Below are 19,770 nucleotides of genomic sequence, written 5' to 3' on the forward strand. Positions count from 1 at the left end.
GTCTCGTCGGTTTCCTGGGCCACGATGACGATGTCGGCGAATTCGAAATTGCTCATGACGGCCTCCATGGTGAGCAAAATCGTGTCAGGAATCGAGTGTCCCCTGACACTTGATCAGCGTCATGCTAACTGTCAAGATCGAGGCGGTCAAGGGTGTCAAGAACGTCATCCGCATTCTGTCGGGGCGGACGGCCACTCTGGTACATTACCCGCCGCGTGACAGCACCGGCCAACCGGCAGTAGGGGTGACTCCGCATGGACAGCGTCACGGAAGCCTATATAAAAGAATGTCTTGACGAGGGCAATCCGCTCCGGAACGTAATTGCGCGGACACCGTTCCCGGACAATCAGCGCGCTTTCTTCGAGGCAAGCCTGCTGGCGCGCCCCCTCTTCGCCGACCGGTCCGCCCTGCTGGACTGCGCGCGCGATCTCGCCGACCTCTTCACACTGCTCACCACGCTTCCTGACCGGCTTTTCGCCGGCGACCTCGACCGGTACGCGTCAGCGCTGGGGATCGACCCGCGGCGGGCAGCGCTCATCCTGCGACTGCCCGACCCGCATCCCCTGTACGGCCGGGCGGACCTCTACCACGACGGCACCTCGTTCAAGCTCCTCGAGTACAACATCGGCAGTCCGCTCGGCGGGACCGCGCGCGCGGAGACCTGCCGGTACTTGCTGGAAGACGAGTACTTCCGGCGTTTCGCGGACGACCATGGCCTGAGCTATGTCCGTACCGGCACTCGCGTGGCCGAAGCTCTGGCAGAGGCCGCCCTCCCCGTCACGGGCGGCGCCGCGCCGGTCATCGGAGTGGTGGAAAGTGTCGGCGGCATCGAGCGACACGCCATTACTTACCATTCCATCCGGGACATGCTCGAGCAGCTGGGCTTCGAGGTCGTGCTCGGGGACGTGAGCCAGGTCAGCGAGCGCCGCGGCCGGCTGCTCCTGCGCGGCAGGGCGATCGACGTGGTGCTGCGTTACTTCATGACGCAGGAGCTCGTCGCGAGCGGGCACGACGCGGAGCAGATCCTGCGTGCGCACGAGAATGGGCAGACAGTCCTGTGGACCAGCCTGCGCAGCGAGCTCTTCGAGAACAAGGGCTGCCTTGCTCTCCTGTCGGACGAGCGGTGGCGCGACGCGTTCTCGGACGAGGAGAGACGGCTGATCGACCGGATGCTGCCTTGGACCAGAAGGTTGACGACCGGACGGGTGACCGTGGACGGGGCCGAGGTGGACCTCGTCGACTACTGCCGGGAGCACCGGGAGGAGCTCATCGTCAAACCCTTCGCGGGGCACAGCGGAAGCGGGATCGTCCCCGGCTGGAAGGTCTCCGACCAGGAGTGGGAGCGCCACCTGACCGAGGCATGCGAACTGGGCCACATCGTGCAACGGCGCGTGATCCCCGCCACCGAACCGGTGGTCGACCCGCTGACCGGCGACATACAAGAGCACGAGGTCGTCTGGGGGATCTTCATGACGCCGGCAGGCTACGCGGGTGCCCATGCCAGGGCCGCGCCCGCCGACACCAAGGCCGTAATCAACATGGGCGCCAGGAGAAGCGTGAAAGTCGCCCCTGTCTTCGAGTACTCCAGCCAGAAGAGGCAGGCGAGATGACCGTTCAGGAAACCCCTTCGACCGCGTCCGGATCCGGCGGCCAGACCGGCTGTACGCATACGCGCAGCCACATCACCGATTCCGCGTTCTCCGGGCTCGGCTACTCCACCGTCGCCAGCCGGCGCATCTTCTGCGACATGTGCCGTTACCAGCGCTGGCTCGACATCGAGGCCGCGCTCGCAACCGCGCAGGCTGAACTGGGCCTGATCCCAGGGTGGGCCGCCGGCCTCATCGGCGAACGGGCCCGCGTGGAGCTCATCGACCTCGATCAGGTGCACGCCGATATCCGGCGCACCCGACATTCTCTGGTGGGGTTGCTGAACGCGCTCGCGAGTGCCTGCCCCGACGGTGCCGGCGAATACGTTCATTACGGCGCCACCACGCAGGACATCCAGGACACCGGTCAGGCTCTGGAGATGCGGGACGTGCTGGACGAACTGGATCGGCTGCTGCGCCCGATCGTCGACCGGCTCGCCGATCTGGCCGAGGAGCACGCCGCCACCGTCGCGGTGGGGCGCACCCACGCCCAGCCCGCGCTTCCCATCGGTTTCGGGCTCAAGATCGCCTCCTGGCTCGACGAGCTGCTCCGGCACGCGGAACGCCTGGTGGCCATGCGCCCACGGGTGCTGGCGATCCAACTCTTCGGCGCGGTCGGCACGTCGGCGTCATTCAGCCCGCACGGCCGCGAGCTGGCGACCCGGGTCGCCGCCCGGCTGGGCCTGACCAGCCCTCTGATGGCCTGGCACTCGGCGCGGGACAGAGTGGCCGAGTATGTGATGACGCTCGCCGCCTGCACCGCGACGGCCGGGCGCATCGCCGACGAGATCCGCACGCTGTCCCGCCCCGAGCTCGGCGAACTCGACCTGATCTGGCAGCCGGGCACCATCGGCAGCAGCACGATGCCGCACAAACGCAACCCGGACGACTGCGAGCAGGTCGTCGTCATGTCCAGGCTTGCCGCCGGCCAGGTGGTGTCCGCCATGGCCACGATGGGCAGCGAGCACGAGCGTGACTCCAGATCCTGGCGCATCGAATGGGCCTGTGTTCCGGACGTCTCGCATTACTGCCTTCGCGCCTACGAGACGCTCGGCTCTGTGATCGACAGCCTCGTGCCGAACCCCGGCGGCATCACCGCGAACCTCCACTGCGTCCGCGACCAGATCGCCACCGAGGCACTGATGCTCGCCCTGGCGCCGCACCTGGGCAAGCAGACGGCGTACCGCAGGGTCTACGAGGTGAGCCAGCAAGCCCAGAGCAAGGGCGTCGACCTGCGCGCCGCCCTCGCCGAGCAGCCGGACCTGCGTCCGCTGCTGACGACGGAGGAACTGGACCAGGTCTTCGATCCTGGCCACTACATCGGCCACTCCGTGACCCTCACCAGGGACGTCGTGGCAGCCGCGCGTGGCTGGCTCCGTACGAGCGGGTAGGGTCGCGCAGAGCGCGGCGCTGCTCGGGCTGTACATCCTCGGTGACGTGCCGATCGTGGCGGCCGGGCTGCTGAGCCTGGCCGCGCTCGCCCTGACGATCAGGAGGTCCCCGAGCAGGCGCGATCAGCGCGTGCCGGCCGTTTGAGCCTCCTTCTTGCGCGCCCGGTAGGCCGCCGCCTTGATCTTGTTGCCGCAGGACTCCATGCCGCACCACTCCCTGCGCCCGCCCCGCGACCGGTCGATGAAGATCTTGGTGCACTCGGGGTTGGCGCACTCCTTCATCAGCGGCACCTCGGGCCCGCTGAGCAGCTCGATGGCGTGCCGGGCCACGGTGGACAGCGCCTGCGCGGGGCTCGCCTCGACCCACCGCCCCTCGGCCGTGAGCTGGGGCGCCGCCGGGGGCTTGCGGGCCGTCTCGTTGACCAGGGCGAGCGCCTCGCCGTCATATCCGTCACCCGCGAGCCGGGCGGTGACCAGCGCGTAGATGGCCTCGCGTACCGCCACCGCCTGGGCCAGATCCGCTTCCCGGCAGGGAGAGACGGCGTCCACGACGCCGGACTCCAGGTACCAGGCGTCGAGCCGGTCCGGGACGTCGAGCGTCTCGAAGCGCTCCGTGCGGCGCGCGCGGAGCGTGCCGGCGAAGTCGAGCGCGGGGTTGCCGCACAGGAACACGTGCTTCACATCACCAGTTTGACAGGTGACTCTAAGCCGCGCAATCGACGTCACCGCTTCAACTCGTGACGTCGGTCGGGTACGACTACGTAGTAGTGGGCGCGGCCACCGCCGGCAGTTTGCCGGCGGCCCGGTTGTCCGAGGACCCGGGCAGGCACGTGCCACCGCATGGCGCAGGCCACCGCCTCCTCCACCGCCGGGGAGGCGGCTTTCGCGTCAGAAGCCGTCCACCGTCGACAACGGCCTTAGCGAAGGCCACCTCCCATGACCTCGTACGGGGCCAGCCGGTTGAGCCTGCACAGGTCGGCACGGAACGCGGATGAGGCGAGACCGAAGAGGAACAGCACGGGCAGCAGGAGCGCGGCGGCGACCCGGTGGACCAGGCGCTCGGCCCGGTTGAATCGCAGCGCAAGCGCTCAGGCCGCCTGGGCGATGCAGCCGTCGACGTCATAGCCGTACTCCTCCCATTGACCTGCTCCCCGCCCTGAAGTGAAGTGAAGGGCGGGGATTCCCGTGCCGCTTAGGCGGCAGCTCGTGGTGCGGGGTGCGAACGGCGAGCTATGGAACGGGGTGCTTGACGCTTCACGGACCCGGCCGGTGCCTGGAGGTCTCCACGTCCTGAGACGACCAGCCCGGCCGCCTTGCGGTTTTTGATGTTCTTTGCGGCGTTGACGTCGGCGTGCTCGACATGACCGCACGTGGTGCACCTGAAGACCGCTTGGCTCTCGCGGGACTTCGGGTCCACCGCCGTGCACGCCGAGCACGTCTGGGACGTGTACGCGGGGTTGACCTTGACGATGACGCTGCCGGTGTAGCGCGCCTTGGAGATCAGCGCCCTCTCCAGCCCGTACCCGCCTTTGTTGAGGATCGCCTGGTTGAGGCCGCTCCTTCTTGCGCCGCTTCGACCCTCGCTGTGTGCGGGCCAGGCGGCGCTGGAGCCGCAGGTAGCGCTCGGCCTCCTTGGCGGAAAGGAACGCGCCACCAGGCTCGCCCTCGCCGGGTGGGGTGTGGGTGGAGACGGTGTGCTCGGTCACATGCGCGCGGTCGAAGAACTCCCCCTCCGAGGTGGTCGCGGCGGTGACCACGCCCCGGTCCACCCCGGCCTCGGTGCCGGGCAGTAGGTGCTCGGCAGCTCCGGGCAGTCCGTCGTCGATGAGGAAGCTGACGAACCAGTGCCGTCCGTCGAAACAGACGGTGGCAGACTTGACCCGCCCACCCAAGGGGCGGGACAGGCGGAACTTGGCCCAGCCGAACTTGGGCAAGAACACCCGCCCCCACTTACGGCCCAGCTTCTCCACCGGGGTGTGCGCGGGAGTGGGGAAGCGGAACGACGGCTTCCACCGCGCCCGGCTCTTCCAGCGGATCTTCCAGGTGCCGTGGCGGCGGCACGCCTGGTCCGGGTCCTTGAGGATCTGCTGCAGGACCTGGGCGGGCGCCTCTGCCAGCCAGGGAAAGTCCGCCTTGGCCTCGGCCAGCTGGGCGCACTGTTGCGCGTAGCCGATGAACGCGCCGCGCCGCCGGTACTCCCGGCGCTGCTCCAAGGCGGTGTTCCACACGCTGCGGCAGATCCCTGCCACCTTCTCGGCGATCAGAACCTGGCCGAAGTCGAACTCCAGCCGGTACCTGCGCCCCGCCAACACGTGCGAAACACCTCCCCCACCGCCCTCTCACCTAACAGCTACTCGAACACACTATCATCCGGTCTATGAGCCAAGAGACGGGCTTTCGACGCGGCAGACATGTGGTTTCAGCGATGCACGTCCATCTGGTCTTCGTCACCAAATACAGTAGGAACGTCTTCGACGACGCGATGCTGCGCCGCTGCGAGGAAATCATGATCGAGGTGTGTGACAGCTTCGAGGCCGAGCTACGCGAGTTCACCGGGGAGGACGACCACGTCCACCTCCTCGTCCACTACCCGCCCAAGATGGCCGTCTCCAAGCTCGTCAACTCCCTCAAGGGAGTCTCCTCCCACTACCTGCGCAAGGAGTTCACCGGCCGCGTCAACCGCGCCATCATGCACGGCCCCTTCTGGTCACCCTCATACTTCGCCGCCTCCTGCGGCGGAGCCCCACTATCGATCATCAGACAGTACATCGAACAGCAACGCCGACCAGTCTGACGCCCCAGGTCCGCGCTACGCGCTCCGGTCTGCCCCAGCTCCGCCGTGACAGAGATGCCGGGACAGCCACTTGGCCGACTTGTAGAAGTACATCGGCGCGACGTAGAGCCGTACGGGACCGCCGTCGTCGTGGTTGATCGGTGCATCCAGCACGTCCAGGGCCGCCAGCACGTCGGGGCGGCGGGCCTGCTCGAGCGTCAGGCTCTCGTTGTAGACGCCGTCGAAGCAGGTGAAGCGGACCGCCTTGCCATCGGGACGCACAGAGGAGGTGCGAGAGCAGCACCCCGAGAAGGGCGTGTTCGGCGGGTTCGCACCGCCGGCGCTGGCCCGGGTCGCCCGCTGGGGCACCGGCTACATATGCCCGGCTCCACCGGGATACGCGGGAGCGCTGTTCGAACTCGTCAGACGGCAGTGGAAGGACGCCGGCAGGCAGGGTGAGCCACTGCTCGTAGGCCAGATCAACGTCGCGCCGGGTCCGGAGTCCACCGTGGCGGAGGCGCGGGCGTCGCTGCTGCGCTATTACGCGTTCGCGCCGGAGCTGGCCGCGCAGTCCATGGAGGCGATGGCGACCACCGCCACGCAGATCCGGGAAACCGTCGCCGCGTACCGGGACGTCGGAGCGCACGAGGTGATGCTCAGCTGCTGGTCCGACGACATCGAGCAGATCGACCGGCTTGCGGACCTGCTGGCGTGATCTTCTCGGCCAGCCGCCCTCCGTGATGCGTACTCCAGTTAATATGGACTCGCAAGTCCAGTCTGGAGGGCGGTCATGCGCACACTCACCCGCAAGGGGGCCGCGACGCGGCAGCGCATTCTCGAGGGCGCGGCGGCGCACATCCGCGAGCACGGCGTGGCCGGCATGACGCTCGACGACGTGCTGGCCAGGACGGCGACGAGCAAGAGCCAGCTCTTCCACTACTTCCCGGACGGCCGGGAGGAGCTGCTCCTGGCCGTGGCCCGCTTCGAGGCCGACCGGGTGCTGGAGGACCAGCAGCCCCAGCTCGGCGACCTCACCTCCTGGGCCGCCTGGCAGTCGTGGCGCGACAAGGTCGTCGACCGCTACCGGCGGCAGGGCCGCCTGTGCCCGCTCAACTCCGTCACGTCACAGCTGGGCAGCCGCACGCCCGGCGCACAGGCCGTGGTCACCGAGCTGATGCACCGCTGGCAGGCCGAGATCGCCGCCGGCGTGCGGCACATGCAGGACGCCGGCGAGATCGACCCGGACCTGGACCCCGAGCGCGCGGCGGCCGCCCTGCTCGCCGGCATCCAGGGCGGCGTACTGATCCAGATGTCCACCGGCGAGACCAGCCATCTGGAAGCGGCCCTGGACATGGGCATCGCCCACCTGCGCGCGAGCAGGCTCGCGTCGCCCTGACGGAGGGCTCGCCCTCCGGGAGCGGCGGACGCGGCCTGTCGCCCCGCCCGCCGTCCGGCCCGTTCGTACTTAGAACACGCGCACAGGACACGCGCACAGGACACACGCACAGGACATGCGCTCAGGACATGCGCTCAGAACACCTGGGCGAAGCAGGCGAGGGCGACGGCCATCGCGAGCACGGCCAGCGACAGCGCCTTCATGAGACTCGATATGCGCAACGGGATGCTCCCTTCCGTGGTGAAGCCCGCCGGGCAGGACGCCGGCCGGTGATGTGTCAGGCGGCGGTCGCCCGGATGGTGACCGGGATGTTGCCGCGAGTGGCCTTGGAGTAGGGGCAGAGCTGGTGAGCGGCCGCACCGAGCTCGGCGGCGGTCTGGTCGTCCACGCCGCCCAGCTCGAGGTTGAGGACGGCGGCGAGGCCGAACTCGCCGTCGTCGCCGTGGTTCAGGGTCACCTCGGCCGTGATGCTCGTGCTCGTGAGCCGCACCTTGCGCTGCGCCGCCGCCCTCCTGACCGCGCCGAGGAAGCAGGCGCCCCAGCCGGCGGCGAGCAACTGCTCGGGGTTCGTGGCGCCCCCGGCTCCGCCCAGCTCCTTGGAGATGGCGAGGGTGGTGTCGAGGAGACCGTCATCGGCCGCGACGCGACCTCCGTTGCGACCCTCTCCTGTCACGGTGACGACCCCGGTGTAGCTGGCAGCCATGGCGGTTCCTTCCCGATGCGCATTTCTCATTCCGAACGGGCACACCCAACTGCATCACCCGTCTAACTGGTGACGATGTTCGCAGTATCAGCCGTCACCTGTCAAGGTGGTGACGAAGGTGCGGTGCTGGGCGGGATCGTGCGCCGACTGCCGTCTCGTTCCTCCTGACCTCCGTCTTTCGGGATCGTCGTCCGACCGCTGCCACCAGCTGGCACATCAACGCGCACTGTCGAGTTGCGGCAGCACCTCGGCTGCGATCAACTCCAGGTAGATCGAGATCAGTCAGGTCGAGCAGGCGCAGATGCACCCGGGTGGCGCCGATCGCGGCGAACTCGCCGATCCGTTCGACGAGCTGGGCCGGTGAGCCGATCACCGGGTCCTCCGGGGGCAACGCGCTCGGTACGTGCAAGGGGGCCGGGCAGGCCGCCCTCGAGCTCCATGGACCGGTAGTGGTCGGCGCGGAGGAAGCCCTCGAACCCGCCGTCCTCGGCCAGCCGCGCCATCCGCAGCTGATCGTCGTAGGTGGCGCCGCGATGCGGTTCGGTGAAGACGCACACGCGCATGCTCACTGTCCTCTGTCCCGGGCCACCGCCGACGTGCCCAACCCCACCAGCAGCTCGTGCAGATCGGCGCTGCATCGTGCGACCTCTTCGAAATGGGCGTCACGGCCCAGGGTCCGCGGGCGCGGAATGCGGATTTCGACTGTCTCCCGGATTCGTCCAGGACGCGGCGTGAGAACCACCACCCGGTCGGCCAGGAGCACCGCCTCGTCGATGGAGTGGGTGACGAAGACGATGGTCGACGCGTTCTCCATGTGCACGCGCTGCAGCTCCACCGACAGCTCCTCCCGAGTGATCGCGTCGAGCGCGGAGAACGGCTCGTCCATCAGCATCACCCGGGGGTTGCCGATCAGCGACCGGCAGAGGGCGACCCGCTGCTGCATGCCGCCGGACAGCTCGTGCGGCAGGCGCTTCTCGAAGCCGGCCAGCCCGGCCAGCTCCAGAAGTCGCATGGCGCGCTCGCGATGCGCCGCCCGGCGCCAGCCGAAGATCTCCACCGGGAGCAGCACATTGTCGATGACCGACCGCCAGGGCAGCAGCGCGGGCCGCTGGAAGAGCAGCGCGATGTCGCGCCGCGCCTTGGTGACCTGCTCGCCGGCGACCCTGATCTCACCTTCGGTCGGCGGCAACAAACCGGCGATGAGCCGCAGAAGGGTTGATTTACCGCATCCTGATCGGCCGACCAGAGCGACGAACTCGCCCTCGGCCACGGTCAGGTCGATACCGCGCAGCGCCTCCACGACCCCGGATCGTCCACCGAAACTGCGGGAAACCCCAGCCAGCTCAATCATGCGCGCAGCCCTCCATCTGACTGCGGTTTTAATCCAGTCGAACCAGCGTATACGGATTGAAAAGAATTGGAAGTCTCATGGGGTTAGATACCATTTGTCAACGTCCCTTCGCAGGCCCATCGGCGTCGGATGAAAGGAAACGGTGCATGAGCAGGCTCACCCGTACTGTCACCGCTCTCGCCTTGACCTGCACGTTCGTAGTTGCTTGCAGCAATCCCGACAATCAACAGCAGGCGTCGACTTCTAGCAATAAACCTCTAGAAAAGGTGACTTATCTGACCTCGTTCGGCAACTTCGGGCGAGACTCGTACGCCTGGGTCGCGAAGGACAAGGGATTCTTCCGTGAAGTCGGCCTTGACGTGGACATCAAGCCCGGGGGCGGTACGGGCGACAATATTTCGAAGATCGAGGCCGGAGCGGCGATGTTCACCCCGGTCGACCTCACCGGCCTGCTGCTGGCGCGCGGGAACGGCGGCGCCAGGAGCATCGTCGTGGTGGCCGGAGTCCAGCAGCGCACCATGGCCGCGCTCATCAGCCTCGAAGGCAACGGGATCGCCACGCCGAAGGACCTGGAGGGCAAGACACTCGCCGACAGCCCGGGTTCGGTGGTGCGCAACCTCTTCCCCACCTACGCCAAGCTGGCCGGCGTCGACGCGAAGAAGGTCACCTGGGTCAACGGCGCGCCCGCCAACCTCATCGGCCTGCTGGCCAGCGGCAGCGTGGCGGGCATCGGCCAGTTCGTGGTGGGCGAGCCGACGGTGGAGTCGGTGGCCAAGGGCAGGCAGGCGGTCGTGCTCCCCTACAGCGATGTGATGAGTGATCTCTACGGCAACGTGCTGGTCACCACAACCAAGATCGCCCGGGAGCAGCCGGACCTGGCCAAGCGTTTCATCGCGGCCCTGATGAAGGGGCTCGTCCACAGCATCGACAATCCGGACGAGGCCGGCCGGATCCTCCAGAAGAACGTCCCGGCATCGTCGGCCGCCCCCGCCGCCGCCGAGTGCACCCTGATGAGTGCTTTCGTCCGGCCGGAGGGCTCCGGCGACGTGGTCGGCACAATCGATACGAAGCGGGTCGCCCGCAGCATCGAGCTTCTCCAGGACAACGGCGCCATGCCGGCCGGGCTGACCCCCGACCAGCTCATCAGCGCAGACCTGACACCGAAGCCCTGACCCGACGAGGAGCATGTGACATGGCCGAGGCGGGCGACACCCGACCCGCGAGACGTGTCGTTCGCGGAAGCGCGACGGTCGCGGCGGTGGGCTGGCCCGCTCTCGGGCTCGCGGTCGCGATCGGCGCCTGGTGGCTGGTCACCTCGGCGTTCCCCCTCCTCCATCCGGCGGTGCTTCCGCCGCCCGACGAGGTCCTGGCCGCTTTCCAGGCGAAGTCGGCGGAACTGCTCGGCGGACTGGCCACGACAACGCTGGAGACGGTGGCCGGCTTCCTCATCTCCGTGGTCGCCGGAGTGCTGATCGGCCTGCTCCTGGCCGCCTCGCGGGCGGCCGAGCGGATGTTCTCGCCCCTGCTGGTGGCGATCAACGCGGTACCGAAGATCGCGCTCGGGCCGCTACTGGTCGTCTCACTCGGCTGGGGGCAGCGGCCGATCCTGACCATGGTCTTCCTGCTCTCCTTCTTCCCGATCGTGCTCTCGACCACGACCGGCCTGACCACGACGCCCGCCGAACTCGCCGAACTGGCCCGATCCCTGGACGCCTCGCGCTGGCAGACCTTCCGCAAAGTACGGTTTCCAGCCGCGCTCCCGCACGTCTTCGTCGGGCTGAAGGTCGCCATGCCGCTGGCCGCGATCGGCACCGTGATCGGCGAGTTCCAGGCCGGCGAGGGCGGCCTCGGCTACCAGATCGTCCAGTACAGCGGAATCGCAGACAGCGCCACCGCCTGGGCGGCGATCACCCTGCTGGGAACGATGAGCGTCGCCCTCTACACCGCCCTGGTGCTGGTCGAGCGACTGGCGCTGCCCTGGGTACGCGAAACCACCTCGGAGCGCTGACCTTCAAAGGTGCTGCCACCCTGCTGATCGCCCCCTCCCCGAGGAGCCGCCGCATCGTCGAGGTCCTCGCCGCTTCAGTCGTCCTCGTCGTCCCAGTCGTCATCGTCGTCGTCCCACAGGTCGCTGGGCGGCAGCGGATGCTCGTCGTCGATGAGCGAGTCGTCCACCGAGCGCCGCCAGGCGCTGCTCTCCTCCGGGTCGGCCCACTGCTCCTCGGTGATCCTCGGGATCGGGATGGTGGCCCGCCGGTGGTCGACCATCCAGGAGTTGCGGAAGAAGTCGAACTTGAGGTGGTAGCAGCCGGCGGACTCGGTGTAGATGATGGGCGGGACGAGGAACTGCGCCACGCCGACCTTGGCCGCGACGGTCACGTAGTCCTCGGGGATCGATTCGTCGTTCCAGCAGGCGGCGAAGTTCACCGGCTTGAGGGCGTCCTTGCCGAGCACGTGGATGAGGTTGTCCTGGATGACGAACTGGTCCGGGTCGAGGGCCACGTCCTCGCCGAGCATGAGGATCGGCGCGGGCAGGATGTGCGCTTTGGCGAAGGACTGCGCCTCGGTGTAGAGCTCGATGATCTCGTCGTGCCGCGTGGGGTCGTAGCCTCCGGAGGAGTGGAACGGGCAGCAGATCTGGCGGTCGGGCCGCTCCGGCTCGGGGAAGAACGCGGACTTGTCCACCCGCGTCATGACGGACCCGCCGTGCCGGGTCCGCAGGAACTCCGGGATCCAGCCGGCGTCGTCGGACTCGATCACCTCTGTCCGGCAGAGCGCCCGGAAGGCGGTATCGCCGAGCTTGCAGTTGAAGTAGTCGAGAAGGGTGAGCGCAGCGCACTCCGCCAGCGGCAACGCGTCGGTCTTGGCGAACCAGAAGTCGTAGCCGTTGGCCACGAAGTGCACCCCGCGGAACTCCTTGTGCACGAAGGTCTCGCGGGTGGGGCCCTTCCCCAAGCCGCTCCAGTGGGCGGCCGCCACCTGGTTGTAGTAGGCGTCGGCATGCCGGGCCAGCTCCGGCGCGAACACGCTCTCCCCGGTCAGGTAGCACGCCTTGCTGAACAGCTCACCGATCTCCGGCGCCTCGGTGACCTCGTCGGCGGTGAAGACGAGTTCGGTACGCAGGAACACCTTGCGGCCGTCGCGGTAGGGGGCGCCCTCGTGCTCGTACCGCTGATCGAAGATCACGCACGTGAACTCACCGATCTCGCCGAGCGCGGCGCCACCGATCAGGTCCAGCGCCGGCGACCCCGTACCGCCGGTCAGGTACAGCAGCACCGTGTACCGGGAGATGTGCCGCCGCGCCGCGTCGAAGTACGGCGTGTCCCGATGCCGGTGGAAGTTCGCGTCACCTGGCTCGAACCGGTTGCACCGGAACACCGGGTTCACATGCGAGAACCCCGCCACGATCGCCGGCGGCAACGCGTCGGCCACCGCCGCGGACAACGCCTCGGCCAGCAGCGCCGAGTGGAAGATGAACCGTTCACCACCCCTGGATGCGGCGTTCAGCGGCGGCACGTACAGCTTCAGCTCGTCCAGCTGCGTCAGCCGGGCCTGGGCCGCCGCCGGCAACCGCAGCGCGAACGAGAACACCCCCTCCGCGTGCTCCGCCCGTCCGGCCAGCTCCGCTTCCAACGGCACGTCCTCGAACAGGCGGTCCAGCGGGACGATGTTCTCGAACGTGCGAAAGGACAACTCGTGCGGATCGACGAACACCGCCGCCAGGTACGGCGCGTCCGCGCTGGGCCGGGCGAACAGATCCCGCACCCGCTCGTCGATCCGCTCGGCGTCGATGAACCGCACCGCCTTGAACCGCGCCGACGGATGCCATGAGATGTCCAGTCCGTCCACCGTCGCGGCCGGCTCGGCGTCGGTCGCGTCCACCTCCGCCCGATACCGGGCGGCCTCCTCGGCGGGCACGTCCCTGCTCGACAGGACGAAGAACCGATCCCGGAGTTCGATGCTCACACGCACCTCCACAAGCTGCGCAGCCCCGACGGAAGATTCGCGGCGTGCGCCAGTTTCCGCACGCCGTCCTGACCCACATCGGAGTCGTACAGCCACAGCCGCGCGAGGGACCCGGCGAACGGGGCGGCGAGCAGGGCCTCCGCGCCAGCCGCGCCGATGTCGTTGTAGCGCAGGTCGAGCTCGGTCAGCTCCGGGAACCGGTGCAGGGAACGCACGCCCTCGGCGGTCACCCTGTTGCGCTGCAGGTGCAGGCGGCGTAGTCCGCCCAGGTACGGGGACGCCGCGAGGGCCGCCAGACCGGCGTCGCCGATGCGGCAGTACCGCAGTTCCAGCGCCCGCAACCGGTCCGTGCGGAACGAGGCGGCGAGGATCTCGGCGCCGTCGGGACCGAGATCCAGATAGGAGAGGTCAAGCTCGACGAGTCGCCCGAAATCCAGCCCGTCGAGCACCTGCATGTCCAGGCGCCCGGCGCGCACCGCGGCCCCCGGGCCGTCTTCCCACTCGTCGTCGTCCTCGTCCCAGTCGTCCTCGTCCCAGTCGTCCTCGCCGGCCGCCGCGTCGGACGTGATTCTCAGCGTGGTGACGAACCGGCCGCGCAGCACCTCCTCCACGGCCTCGCGGACGTCGTCCGACCACTGGACGGCCACCTCCACGGCGAAGCCGTACCGGCGGGCCAGCACACGCGCCGTCGCCGGCAGCCCGTCGTCCCATCCACCCTCGTGCTCCGCGACGAGGGCGGCGATCTCCCGCTCCACGGCCGGGCGATCGGCGGGGCGGGTAAGCGGCAGGCGCTGCTCGAGGCGGATCAGCGTGCCTCTGGTGTCGCCCTGCTCCAGCAGCCAGTCGCTGTAGGCACGCCACGAGGCGAGGTCATCGGGATGAGCGCGTAACGCGTCTTCGACGGCGGTCACTTGCATTTGTACGAATGTACGGAGATCGACAAATGTGTCAAGGCGACGAACGTCGTCGGGCAAACGGCCGCAAATTGTCCTAGCGGGCAGGTATCGTGCTGCGCCGAGTCATGATCACCGGCGTGGGCACGGTGTACATCGCGGCGTCCTCGGGCGGAGTCAGGGGGCCCGCCCCAGTTGGAGGTCTCCACCGTGAATCCACCGGGTCCAGCCCGTTCGACGGCCGGCGAACGGGAGGCGGCGCGCACGCCCCGGGCCGAGCGCGGCCGGGACGACACCGCCGAGAGGCGGGCGTGGGAGTCCGCCGCCCGTGCCTGCTATCGGGAGATCGGGGTCCCGTTCCCGGAACGGGTCGTTTGGGTGTCGTCACCGCTCGTCGGCGCGTTCGCCGCACCGATCGCCGCCTGCCTGAGCACCGGCCACCGCAACAACCGCGTCCTGGACTCCGTCTACCGAGCGGTGGACGACACCGCCGGCGAGACCGTCGGCCACGCTGTGCGCACCGCGGTCCAGGCCGCGGCGGACGGCGCGATGAGCGATCCGGTGCACGGCGCGGCGGCCACCGCCCTGCACGCCGAGATCGCCGCGACGATGCGCTCCGCGCTGGCCGCGGTCGTGCGGGACGCGCCGCACGAAGCAGTACGGGAAGCGGCGCACGACACTCTCCCTCGCGAGGAAAGCCGGATCCTGCCCACCAGCCCGTTGGCCACGCTCGCCGGGGCGTCGGACGAGGCCGTACGGGCGGCGGTGGACACGGCGGTCGGCGGGCCGCGGCAGGACACGATCCGCGGCGAGGTGCGCCGGCTGTGGCGGGCCCACCTCGGCTTCCAGCGCTCCGGCACCTGGCTGAACCTCGTCGGCCACTTCCAGCAGACCGCGGCCCTGCCGCTCGACGAGAAGCAGCCGCAGCGACCCATCGCGGAGCGGATCGCCGAGCAGGCGCCCGCCGGCTGGTGGTGGTGGCCCTTCCAGGACTTCGTCATGCTCTGTCCGCGTCCGGCCGAGATTCACCTCGAGCAGGTCGGCGAGGGCGCCGGGGCCACGCACCGGCCGCACCGCGCCGACGGCCCCGCGGCCGGCTGGGCCGACGGGTTCGGGGTCTACTTCTGGCACGGCACCCACGTCACCCAGGCCGTCATCGAGGACACCCTCACCACCGACGAGATCCTCCGCGAGACCAACGCCGAGATCCGCCGCTGCGCCATCGAACGCCGCGGCTGGGACCGCTTCATCACCGAGGCCCGGCTTGACCAGGTCGGACCCGCCGTGCCCGACCCCGGCAACCCCGGCCAGACCCTCACCCTGCACGACGTCCCCGCGGACATCTACACCACACACGTGCGGGTCCTGCTGTGCACCAACGGCACCGTCGAACGGGACGGCACCCGCCGCCGCTTCGGCCTCACCGTCCCCGCCGACTGCACCGACCCCATCGAGGCCGCCGCCTGGACCTACGGGCTCACTTCGGCGCAGTACGCCACGGCGCAACGACGATCCTGACCCCCGCCCACCGGCAAAGGAGTCCGAGAAGATGCCCACCATCGAAGAGGCCATCGCCACCTTCGGCGTCACCGTCGACGAGCACCTCGACCGGCAGGCCGAGATCCCCGTCCTGTCCGGCCTGCAGTTCCAGGGCGATGTCGCCGTCGTACCGGCCAACCGGGACCAGGCCCGTACCCCCGTCCCCGAGGCCGGGGTCCCGATCGTCCGCGGCCAGGCCGGGGCCAACACCCACCTCCTGCTCGCCACCGGCAAGGTGTTCTTCAACCCGGAGCGCTTCGGCGGCGGAATGGTGCTCGGAGTGCTGACCGTCGCAGAGGGTGCGACCGCCTACCTCGCGCACCCCGAACACGCCTTCACCGGCATCGCCCCGGGCACCTACGAGCTGCGGCGCCAGCGCGAGCAGGCCGACCAGACCCGGCTGGTCGCCGATTGAGGGAGCATCGCCCCCTCCTGGAAGCGCGTCAGCAGGTGGACTGGTCTGTCGCCGTGCCCGTCTCGCAGGCTGACTGCTGGGCGCGGCCACGGAGCTGGGCCAGCGTCGTAGCGCCTGACCCTGCGCTTCTCGTCTGCACGCCGCCGCCGAGGAGCTGGGCGGCACGCTCCTCGTCGGCCAGCGGGGCGATCAGCGGCGCGCCGGGCTTCTCCTCGATGAAGACGCCCTGGCCGATCGGGAGCTGGACGGTCGCCTGGTATGCCTGGGCCGCCTGTGCGGCGGGCCGCCGCCTGGCTCGGTCGAGGGCGCTGTCGAGGTAGAAGAGGCCGCGCCCGGCCGTACCGAGGGACGTGCGGAGCCCCTCGAGCGTCGTGCCGGTGGGCTGCTCGACCCTGAGCCGGATCTGGCCCGAGGCGAAGCCGCGGCCGAGCTTGCCCGCATGAACCTTGTCGACCTTGATGACGACGCTGGCCCAGCGGATCGCCGCTTCCTCGCTGTCGTAGGGCACGACCCGCGGCGTGACCGAGTCGTCGCCCGAGGCGTAGGCGATGCCCGGTTCCACGCCGACGACCGTGCCCTCGACGAGCGCGGCGGCCGGGCGGAACACGCCGGACGGCTTGGCACCCGGGGTGATGTCGTCGAGGGAGTCGAAGAGGTACTCGCCGGTCCCACTGCTGGCGTGGAGCTGGGACCAGAAGGAGGGGGGCGCCGGCTTCGCGGCGGGCGCCTGGGCGCAGCCGCCGAGGGCGGCGAAGGCGGCGACGGCCGTGAGGAGCTTGAGGTGTCTCATCGCCGGTCTCCTAGTAACGGCCGTTGATGTGGGCGACGTCATGCGTGCCGTACTGGATGACAGTGTGGGAGCCGGTGCGCAGGCAGGAGCCGGACTCGGTCGAGTGGTCGAGGCCGATCGTGTGCCCGATCTCGTGGCAGGCCAGCGCCTGCCGCTGGGTGGTGCTCATCCAGTCGATATCCTTCAGGTCGTAGCGGACCTCGTACTGGTCGCAGCGCCAGGCCTGGGTGCTGTCGGCCGGCGGGATGCTCTTGACGCACTTCGAGTAGGCGAAGAGGTTGTAGCCGGTGCTGGAGCCGTCCCAGTCCAGGTCCCAGTGGTCGACGTAGTAGCGGTCGAACGACTCGACGTCGGTGCTCGGGTCGGGGGTGCTGTCGTAGGCCACGGTCATGTCGGTCTGGGAGTCCAGCTTCAGCATGGCGGCCCTGGCCGCGCTCCTGGTGCGCGTCTCCAGCGTCTCGGAGGTGTACCAGTGCTTGGCGTTGTCCGCGAAGGGGCAGCAGCCGTTCTCCGAGCCGAACCCGTTGGCGCCGGCGGGCGAGGCCGTCACGATGACCGCCGCCGCGAGGACGAGCGCCGGCAAAAGCGTTCTGTAAGACATGTGATCCTAAATGGGACAAACGGACGTCCGAGTATCCTGCCCGTAAGTCACGCGCCGATCAAGCCGGCGTCAGGTGCGCCGGTCAAGCACCGCCCGGCTCGACGGCCTGCGCCCACATTGACTTCATCTCGGCGAACCCCTGCTCCATGATCCCCACCATGGCCTCCCGGGCCCGCTCGCCGTCCCGCCGCTGGATCGCCTGAGCCACGTCGGTGTGCAGCTGCAACGCCTGCTCGTCCGGATAGTGCGGCATCAGGTGGTAATGGTGCCGTCCGGCGAGCACCTCGGCGACGATCAGTTGCAGTTTCGCGAACATCTCGTTGCCGGAGGCGGCCAGCACCCGCCGATGGAAGTCGATGTCCAGGTCGAGGAAGCGCGCCTCGTCGCCGGCTTTCCCGGCGGCCCACATCCTGGCCGCGAGCCCGACCAGCTCGCTCGCCTCGTCGTCGCCGATCCGCTCGGCGGCCAGCCAGGCGGCGTGCGGCTCGATCGCGGTCCGCAGCTCGGTGATCGAGCGCATCTGCGCCATCCGCCCGTCCGAGGCGAGCCGCCAGCGGATCACCTGCGGATCGAAGACGCTCCACACCACGGCGGGCTGGATCATGATCCCGACCCGGCGCCGGGTCTCGATGAGTCCCATGGACGCGAGCACCCGCAGCACCTCGCGGATCACCGAGCGGGAGACCTGGTAGCGGTCGACCAGGTCTTCGATGCTCAGGACGGAACCGGCGGCCACGTCGCCACTGCAGATGGCGGTGCCGAGGTGGTCGAGGACGCGTGCGTGCAGCCCTACCTCGGCAGAGGCATGCGGGGTGGGTGCGCCCCCTGGGGAGGACTGGTTCACGGCACAAAGCATATCAGTTGAAGCCCAGCTCTTGAATAAATCAGCTTTTTGGGCCTAGCATCCCGGCATTAAGCAGATGTTACGAGTGTGTGGCGCTCTTCCGGGGGGCGGCGACCATGACAGAAAGGAGAGACGACGTGCGACGTCGATCGATAATCGGTACGTCTCTGGCCGTGGTTGCCGCCATGAGCCTGTCCGCCTGTGGCGGTGGCGGCGACGGCGGCGGCGCGTCCAAGACGGTCCGGGTCACCCTGGCCAACCACGTGTGGACGGACAACATCAAGCAGGCGCTGCCCGAGTTCGAGAAGCAGACCGGGCTCAAGGTGGAGATCACCCAACTCGGCGAGGACCAGCTCTCCGACCAGTACAACGTCAAGCTGAACGCCGGCTCGTCCGACATCGACGTGATGATGTACCGCCCCCTGCAGGAGGGCAGGCTCTTCGCCAAGAACAAGTACCTGGCCGACCTGTCGGAGCAGGTGAAGGCCAACAAGGACTGGGACTTCAGCGACTTCCAGTCCGGCCCGGTGGAGGCCACCACGTACGAGGGCAAGCCGGTCGGTGTCCCGATCATCACCGAGCAGGAGGTCCTCTACTACCGCAAGGACCTGCTCGCCAAGGCCGGCCTCAGCGCCCCGCCGAAGACCCTCGACGAGCTCAAGGCCGCCGCCGCCAAGGTCAAGACGGCCGAGCCGGGCGTCGCCGGCTTCGTCGCCCGTACCGGCAAGTCGCCGGCGGTCACCCAGTTCTCCAGCTTCCTTTACAGCTTCGGCGGCGACTTCGTCGACGGCAGCGGCAAGGCCGCGGTCAACAGCGACGCGGCCAAGCAGGCGTACGCCTTCTACGGCGGGCTGATCAAGGACTCAGGTCCGGCGAACGTCAGCACCGACATGGGCTGGCCCGAGGCGATGGCCATCTTCACCCAGGGGAAGGCGGCCTTCTACACCGAGGCGAACTCGCTCTACAAGAACGCCACCGACCCGGCCAAGTCCAAGGTCTCGGACAACGTCGGCTTCGCGCCGTTCCCGGCCGGGCCGAGCGGTTCGAAGCCGTACAACATCCCGTCGTGGGCACTGGCCATCAACTCCAGCTCGGAGAACACGGGCAACGCCTGGAAGTTCATCGAGTGGGCCACCAGCAAGGCGCAGACGCTCACCCAGCAGAAGTCCGGCGTGCCGGGCGCCCGCAGCTCCGTCTGGGCCAACCCGGAGGGCACCTCGACCTTCCCGAAGGACCTGGTGGAGGCCATCGCGGCCAGCACCAAGGCCGGGGTGGGTCATGACCGGCCGCTGGTCGTGAAGGTCGCCGAGTCCCGCGAGATCGTCGGCCAGCCGATCGTCGACGCGATCACCGGCAAGGACGCCGCGGCGGCCGCCGACACGGCCAACGCCGCGTTCCAGAAGTTCCTGGACGACGAGGCCAAGTAAGCGGCACGCGCGGGTGGCGGGGGCGAGCGCCCGCC

22 protein-coding genes and 1 pseudogene are annotated in these 19,770 nt (G+C 68.9%); 11 read left to right on the plus strand and 12 right to left on the minus strand.

Annotated elements, in window-relative coordinates; genetic code table 11:
- Positions 1-254 precede the first annotated feature (254 nt).
- From ABN273_RS49165 to ABN273_RS49175, 3 genes are read left to right on the plus strand one after another with little or no spacing between them, the layout of a single operon-like run.
- Entirely contained in the window at positions 255-1,610 is a 1,356-nt protein-coding gene (locus ABN273_RS49165; protein WP_349456553.1) for a hypothetical protein, read from the plus strand.
- On the plus strand, positions 1,607-3,037 hold the full coding sequence (locus tag ABN273_RS49170; protein ID WP_349456554.1) for a class-II fumarase/aspartase family protein: 1,431 nt from the start codon (positions 1,607-1,609) through the stop codon (positions 3,035-3,037). Before ABN273_RS49165 ends, ABN273_RS49170 begins: the two co-directional genes overlap by 4 nt.
- Entirely contained in the window at positions 3,012-3,182 is a 171-nt protein-coding gene (locus ABN273_RS49175; protein ID WP_349456555.1) for a hypothetical protein, read from the plus strand. Before ABN273_RS49170 ends, ABN273_RS49175 begins: the two co-directional genes overlap by 26 nt.
- On the opposite strand, the gene ABN273_RS49180 is transcribed toward ABN273_RS49175, so the two are convergent.
- The 3 genes and pseudogenes from ABN273_RS49180 to ABN273_RS49190 all read right to left on the minus strand — a co-directional run.
- Complete coding sequence (locus tag ABN273_RS49180; protein ID WP_349456556.1) at positions 3,161-3,718, minus strand: CGNR zinc finger domain-containing protein; 558 nt, start codon at positions 3,716-3,718, stop codon at positions 3,161-3,163. The genes ABN273_RS49175 and ABN273_RS49180 overlap by 22 nt on opposite strands.
- Before the next feature lie 511 nt (positions 3,719-4,229).
- A complete protein-coding gene (locus ABN273_RS49185; protein ID WP_349456615.1) occupies positions 4,230-4,691 on the minus strand; it encodes a zinc ribbon domain-containing protein in 462 nt (153 codons plus the stop codon).
- Positions 4,692-5,277: 586 nt separating this feature from the next.
- Positions 5,278-5,349: pseudogene (locus tag ABN273_RS49190) on the minus strand (hypothetical protein); the annotation flags it as partial.
- Between the two features lie 65 nt (positions 5,350-5,414).
- On the opposite strand from ABN273_RS49190, the gene tnpA reads away from it, so the two are divergent.
- Complete coding sequence (gene tnpA, locus ABN273_RS49195) at positions 5,415-5,831, plus strand: IS200/IS605 family transposase (RefSeq protein WP_349456557.1); 417 nt, start codon at positions 5,415-5,417, stop codon at positions 5,829-5,831.
- Positions 5,832-5,846: 15 nt separating this feature from the next.
- Here tnpA and ABN273_RS49200 read toward each other — a convergent pair whose 3' ends face one another.
- Positions 5,847-6,092 (minus strand): molybdopterin-dependent oxidoreductase, encoded by a 246-nt coding sequence (locus tag ABN273_RS49200; protein WP_349456558.1) that lies wholly within the window; start codon positions 6,090-6,092, stop codon positions 5,847-5,849.
- Positions 6,093-6,099: 7 nt separating this feature from the next.
- Here ABN273_RS49200 and ABN273_RS49205 point away from each other — a divergent pair, with 7 nt between their 5' ends.
- Together ABN273_RS49205 and ABN273_RS49210 are read left to right on the plus strand one after the other, a co-directional pair.
- Entirely contained in the window at positions 6,100-6,525 is a 426-nt protein-coding gene (locus tag ABN273_RS49205; RefSeq protein WP_349456559.1) for an LLM class oxidoreductase, read from the plus strand.
- 75 nt (positions 6,526-6,600) lie between these two features.
- The gene (locus ABN273_RS49210) at positions 6,601-7,206 is read left to right on the plus strand and encodes a TetR/AcrR family transcriptional regulator (RefSeq protein WP_349456560.1); all 606 of its coding nucleotides are present in this window, start codon (positions 6,601-6,603) and stop codon (positions 7,204-7,206) included.
- A gap of 277 nt (positions 7,207-7,483) precedes the next feature.
- Here ABN273_RS49210 and ABN273_RS49215 read toward each other — a convergent pair whose 3' ends face one another.
- The 3 genes from ABN273_RS49215 to ABN273_RS49225 all read right to left on the minus strand — a co-directional run bounded on the left by ABN273_RS49215 (position 7,484) and on the right by ABN273_RS49225 (position 9,260).
- Positions 7,484-7,909, minus strand: a complete 426-nt coding sequence (locus ABN273_RS49215) for an Ohr family peroxiredoxin (RefSeq protein ID WP_349456561.1) — start codon at positions 7,907-7,909, stop codon at positions 7,484-7,486.
- Between the two features lie 278 nt (positions 7,910-8,187).
- Positions 8,188-8,472 (minus strand): hypothetical protein, encoded by a 285-nt coding sequence (locus ABN273_RS49220; protein WP_349456563.1) that lies wholly within the window; start codon positions 8,470-8,472, stop codon positions 8,188-8,190.
- A gap of 2 nt (positions 8,473-8,474) precedes the next feature.
- Positions 8,475-9,260: an ABC transporter ATP-binding protein gene (locus ABN273_RS49225; RefSeq protein ID WP_349456564.1), complete on the minus strand. Its 786-nt coding sequence runs from the start codon at positions 9,258-9,260 to the stop codon at positions 8,475-8,477.
- A gap of 266 nt (positions 9,261-9,526) precedes the next feature.
- Between ABN273_RS49225 and ABN273_RS49230 the strand changes: the two genes are divergently transcribed.
- Both ABN273_RS49230 and ABN273_RS49235 read left to right on the plus strand, forming a co-directional pair.
- Positions 9,527-10,432: an ABC transporter substrate-binding protein gene (locus tag ABN273_RS49230; RefSeq protein ID WP_349456565.1), complete on the plus strand. Its 906-nt coding sequence runs from the start codon at positions 9,527-9,529 to the stop codon at positions 10,430-10,432.
- 20 nt (positions 10,433-10,452) lie between these two features.
- Positions 10,453-11,268 carry an ABC transporter permease gene (locus ABN273_RS49235; protein ID WP_349456566.1) on the plus strand — a complete coding sequence of 272 codons (816 nt, stop codon included), beginning with the start codon at positions 10,453-10,455 and terminating at the stop codon, positions 11,266-11,268.
- A gap of 74 nt (positions 11,269-11,342) precedes the next feature.
- Here the strand turns inward: ABN273_RS49235 and ABN273_RS49240 are convergent, their stop codons facing one another.
- Positions 11,343-13,226, minus strand: coding sequence for a hypothetical protein (locus ABN273_RS49240; protein ID WP_349456567.1), 1,884 nt, complete (start codon positions 13,224-13,226; stop codon positions 11,343-11,345).
- Positions 13,223-14,143, minus strand: a complete 921-nt coding sequence (locus tag ABN273_RS49245) for a TIGR02996 domain-containing protein (protein ID WP_349456568.1) — start codon at positions 14,141-14,143, stop codon at positions 13,223-13,225. Before ABN273_RS49245 ends, ABN273_RS49240 begins: the two co-directional genes overlap by 4 nt.
- A gap of 186 nt (positions 14,144-14,329) precedes the next feature.
- Between ABN273_RS49245 and ABN273_RS49250 the strand changes: the two genes are divergently transcribed.
- A complete protein-coding gene (locus ABN273_RS49250; RefSeq protein ID WP_349456569.1) occupies positions 14,330-15,637 on the plus strand; it encodes a DUF6745 domain-containing protein in 1,308 nt (435 codons plus the stop codon).
- Positions 15,638-15,668: 31 nt separating this feature from the next.
- The gene (locus ABN273_RS49255; protein WP_349456570.1) at positions 15,669-16,073 is read left to right on the plus strand and encodes a DUF8820 family protein; all 405 of its coding nucleotides are present in this window, start codon (positions 15,669-15,671) and stop codon (positions 16,071-16,073) included.
- Between the two features lie 28 nt (positions 16,074-16,101).
- On the opposite strand, the gene ABN273_RS49260 is transcribed toward ABN273_RS49255, so the two are convergent.
- The 3 genes from ABN273_RS49260 to ABN273_RS49270 all read right to left on the minus strand — a co-directional run bounded on the left by ABN273_RS49260 (position 16,102) and on the right by ABN273_RS49270 (position 18,308).
- Positions 16,102-16,863, minus strand: coding sequence for a hypothetical protein (locus tag ABN273_RS49260; protein WP_349456571.1), 762 nt, complete (start codon positions 16,861-16,863; stop codon positions 16,102-16,104).
- Positions 16,864-16,873: 10 nt separating this feature from the next.
- A complete protein-coding gene (locus tag ABN273_RS49265) occupies positions 16,874-17,464 on the minus strand; it encodes a matrixin family metalloprotease (RefSeq protein WP_349456572.1) in 591 nt (196 codons plus the stop codon).
- Positions 17,465-17,546: 82 nt separating this feature from the next.
- Positions 17,547-18,308: a FadR/GntR family transcriptional regulator gene (locus ABN273_RS49270; protein ID WP_349456573.1), complete on the minus strand. Its 762-nt coding sequence runs from the start codon at positions 18,306-18,308 to the stop codon at positions 17,547-17,549.
- Between the two features lie 137 nt (positions 18,309-18,445).
- On the opposite strand from ABN273_RS49270, the gene ABN273_RS49275 reads away from it, so the two are divergent.
- Positions 18,446-19,735 (plus strand): ABC transporter substrate-binding protein, encoded by a 1,290-nt coding sequence (locus ABN273_RS49275; RefSeq protein ID WP_349456574.1) that lies wholly within the window; start codon positions 18,446-18,448, stop codon positions 19,733-19,735.
- Positions 19,736-19,770: the final 35 nt, after the last annotated feature.

It is taken from the genome of Nonomuraea sp. B19D2, from assembly GCF_040137845.1.
Classification (GTDB): domain Bacteria; phylum Actinomycetota; class Actinomycetes; order Streptosporangiales; family Streptosporangiaceae; genus Nonomuraea.

What these genes read in the sequence shown, in the direction of transcription:
- ABN273_RS49165 (WP_349456553.1), top strand. Translation starts at nt 255, where the DNA reads ATGGACAGCGTCACGGAAGCCTATATAAAAGAATGTCTTGACGAGGGC.
- ABN273_RS49170 (WP_349456554.1), top strand. Translation starts at nt 1,607, where the DNA reads ATGACCGTTCAGGAAACCCCTTCGACCGCGTCCGGATCCGGCGGCCAG.
- tnpA (WP_349456557.1), top strand. Translation starts at nt 5,415, where the DNA reads ATGAGCCAAGAGACGGGCTTTCGACGCGGCAGACATGTGGTTTCAGCG.
- ABN273_RS49210 (WP_349456560.1), top strand. Translation starts at nt 6,601, where the DNA reads ATGCGCACACTCACCCGCAAGGGGGCCGCGACGCGGCAGCGCATTCTC.
- ABN273_RS49215 (WP_349456561.1), bottom strand. Translation starts at nt 7,909, where the DNA reads ATGGCTGCCAGCTACACCGGGGTCGTCACCGTGACAGGAGAGGGTCGC.
- ABN273_RS49220 (WP_349456563.1), bottom strand. Translation starts at nt 8,472, where the DNA reads ATGCGCGTGTGCGTCTTCACCGAACCGCATCGCGGCGCCACCTACGAC.
- ABN273_RS49225 (WP_349456564.1), bottom strand. Translation starts at nt 9,260, where the DNA reads ATGATTGAGCTGGCTGGGGTTTCCCGCAGTTTCGGTGGACGATCCGGG.
- ABN273_RS49235 (WP_349456566.1), top strand. Translation starts at nt 10,453, where the DNA reads ATGGCCGAGGCGGGCGACACCCGACCCGCGAGACGTGTCGTTCGCGGA.
- ABN273_RS49245 (WP_349456568.1), bottom strand. Translation starts at nt 14,143, where the DNA reads ATGCAAGTGACCGCCGTCGAAGACGCGTTACGCGCTCATCCCGATGAC.
- ABN273_RS49255 (WP_349456570.1), top strand. Translation starts at nt 15,669, where the DNA reads ATGCCCACCATCGAAGAGGCCATCGCCACCTTCGGCGTCACCGTCGAC.
- ABN273_RS49260 (WP_349456571.1), bottom strand. Translation starts at nt 16,863, where the DNA reads ATGAGACACCTCAAGCTCCTCACGGCCGTCGCCGCCTTCGCCGCCCTC.
- ABN273_RS49265 (WP_349456572.1), bottom strand. Translation starts at nt 17,464, where the DNA reads ATGTCTTACAGAACGCTTTTGCCGGCGCTCGTCCTCGCGGCGGCGGTC.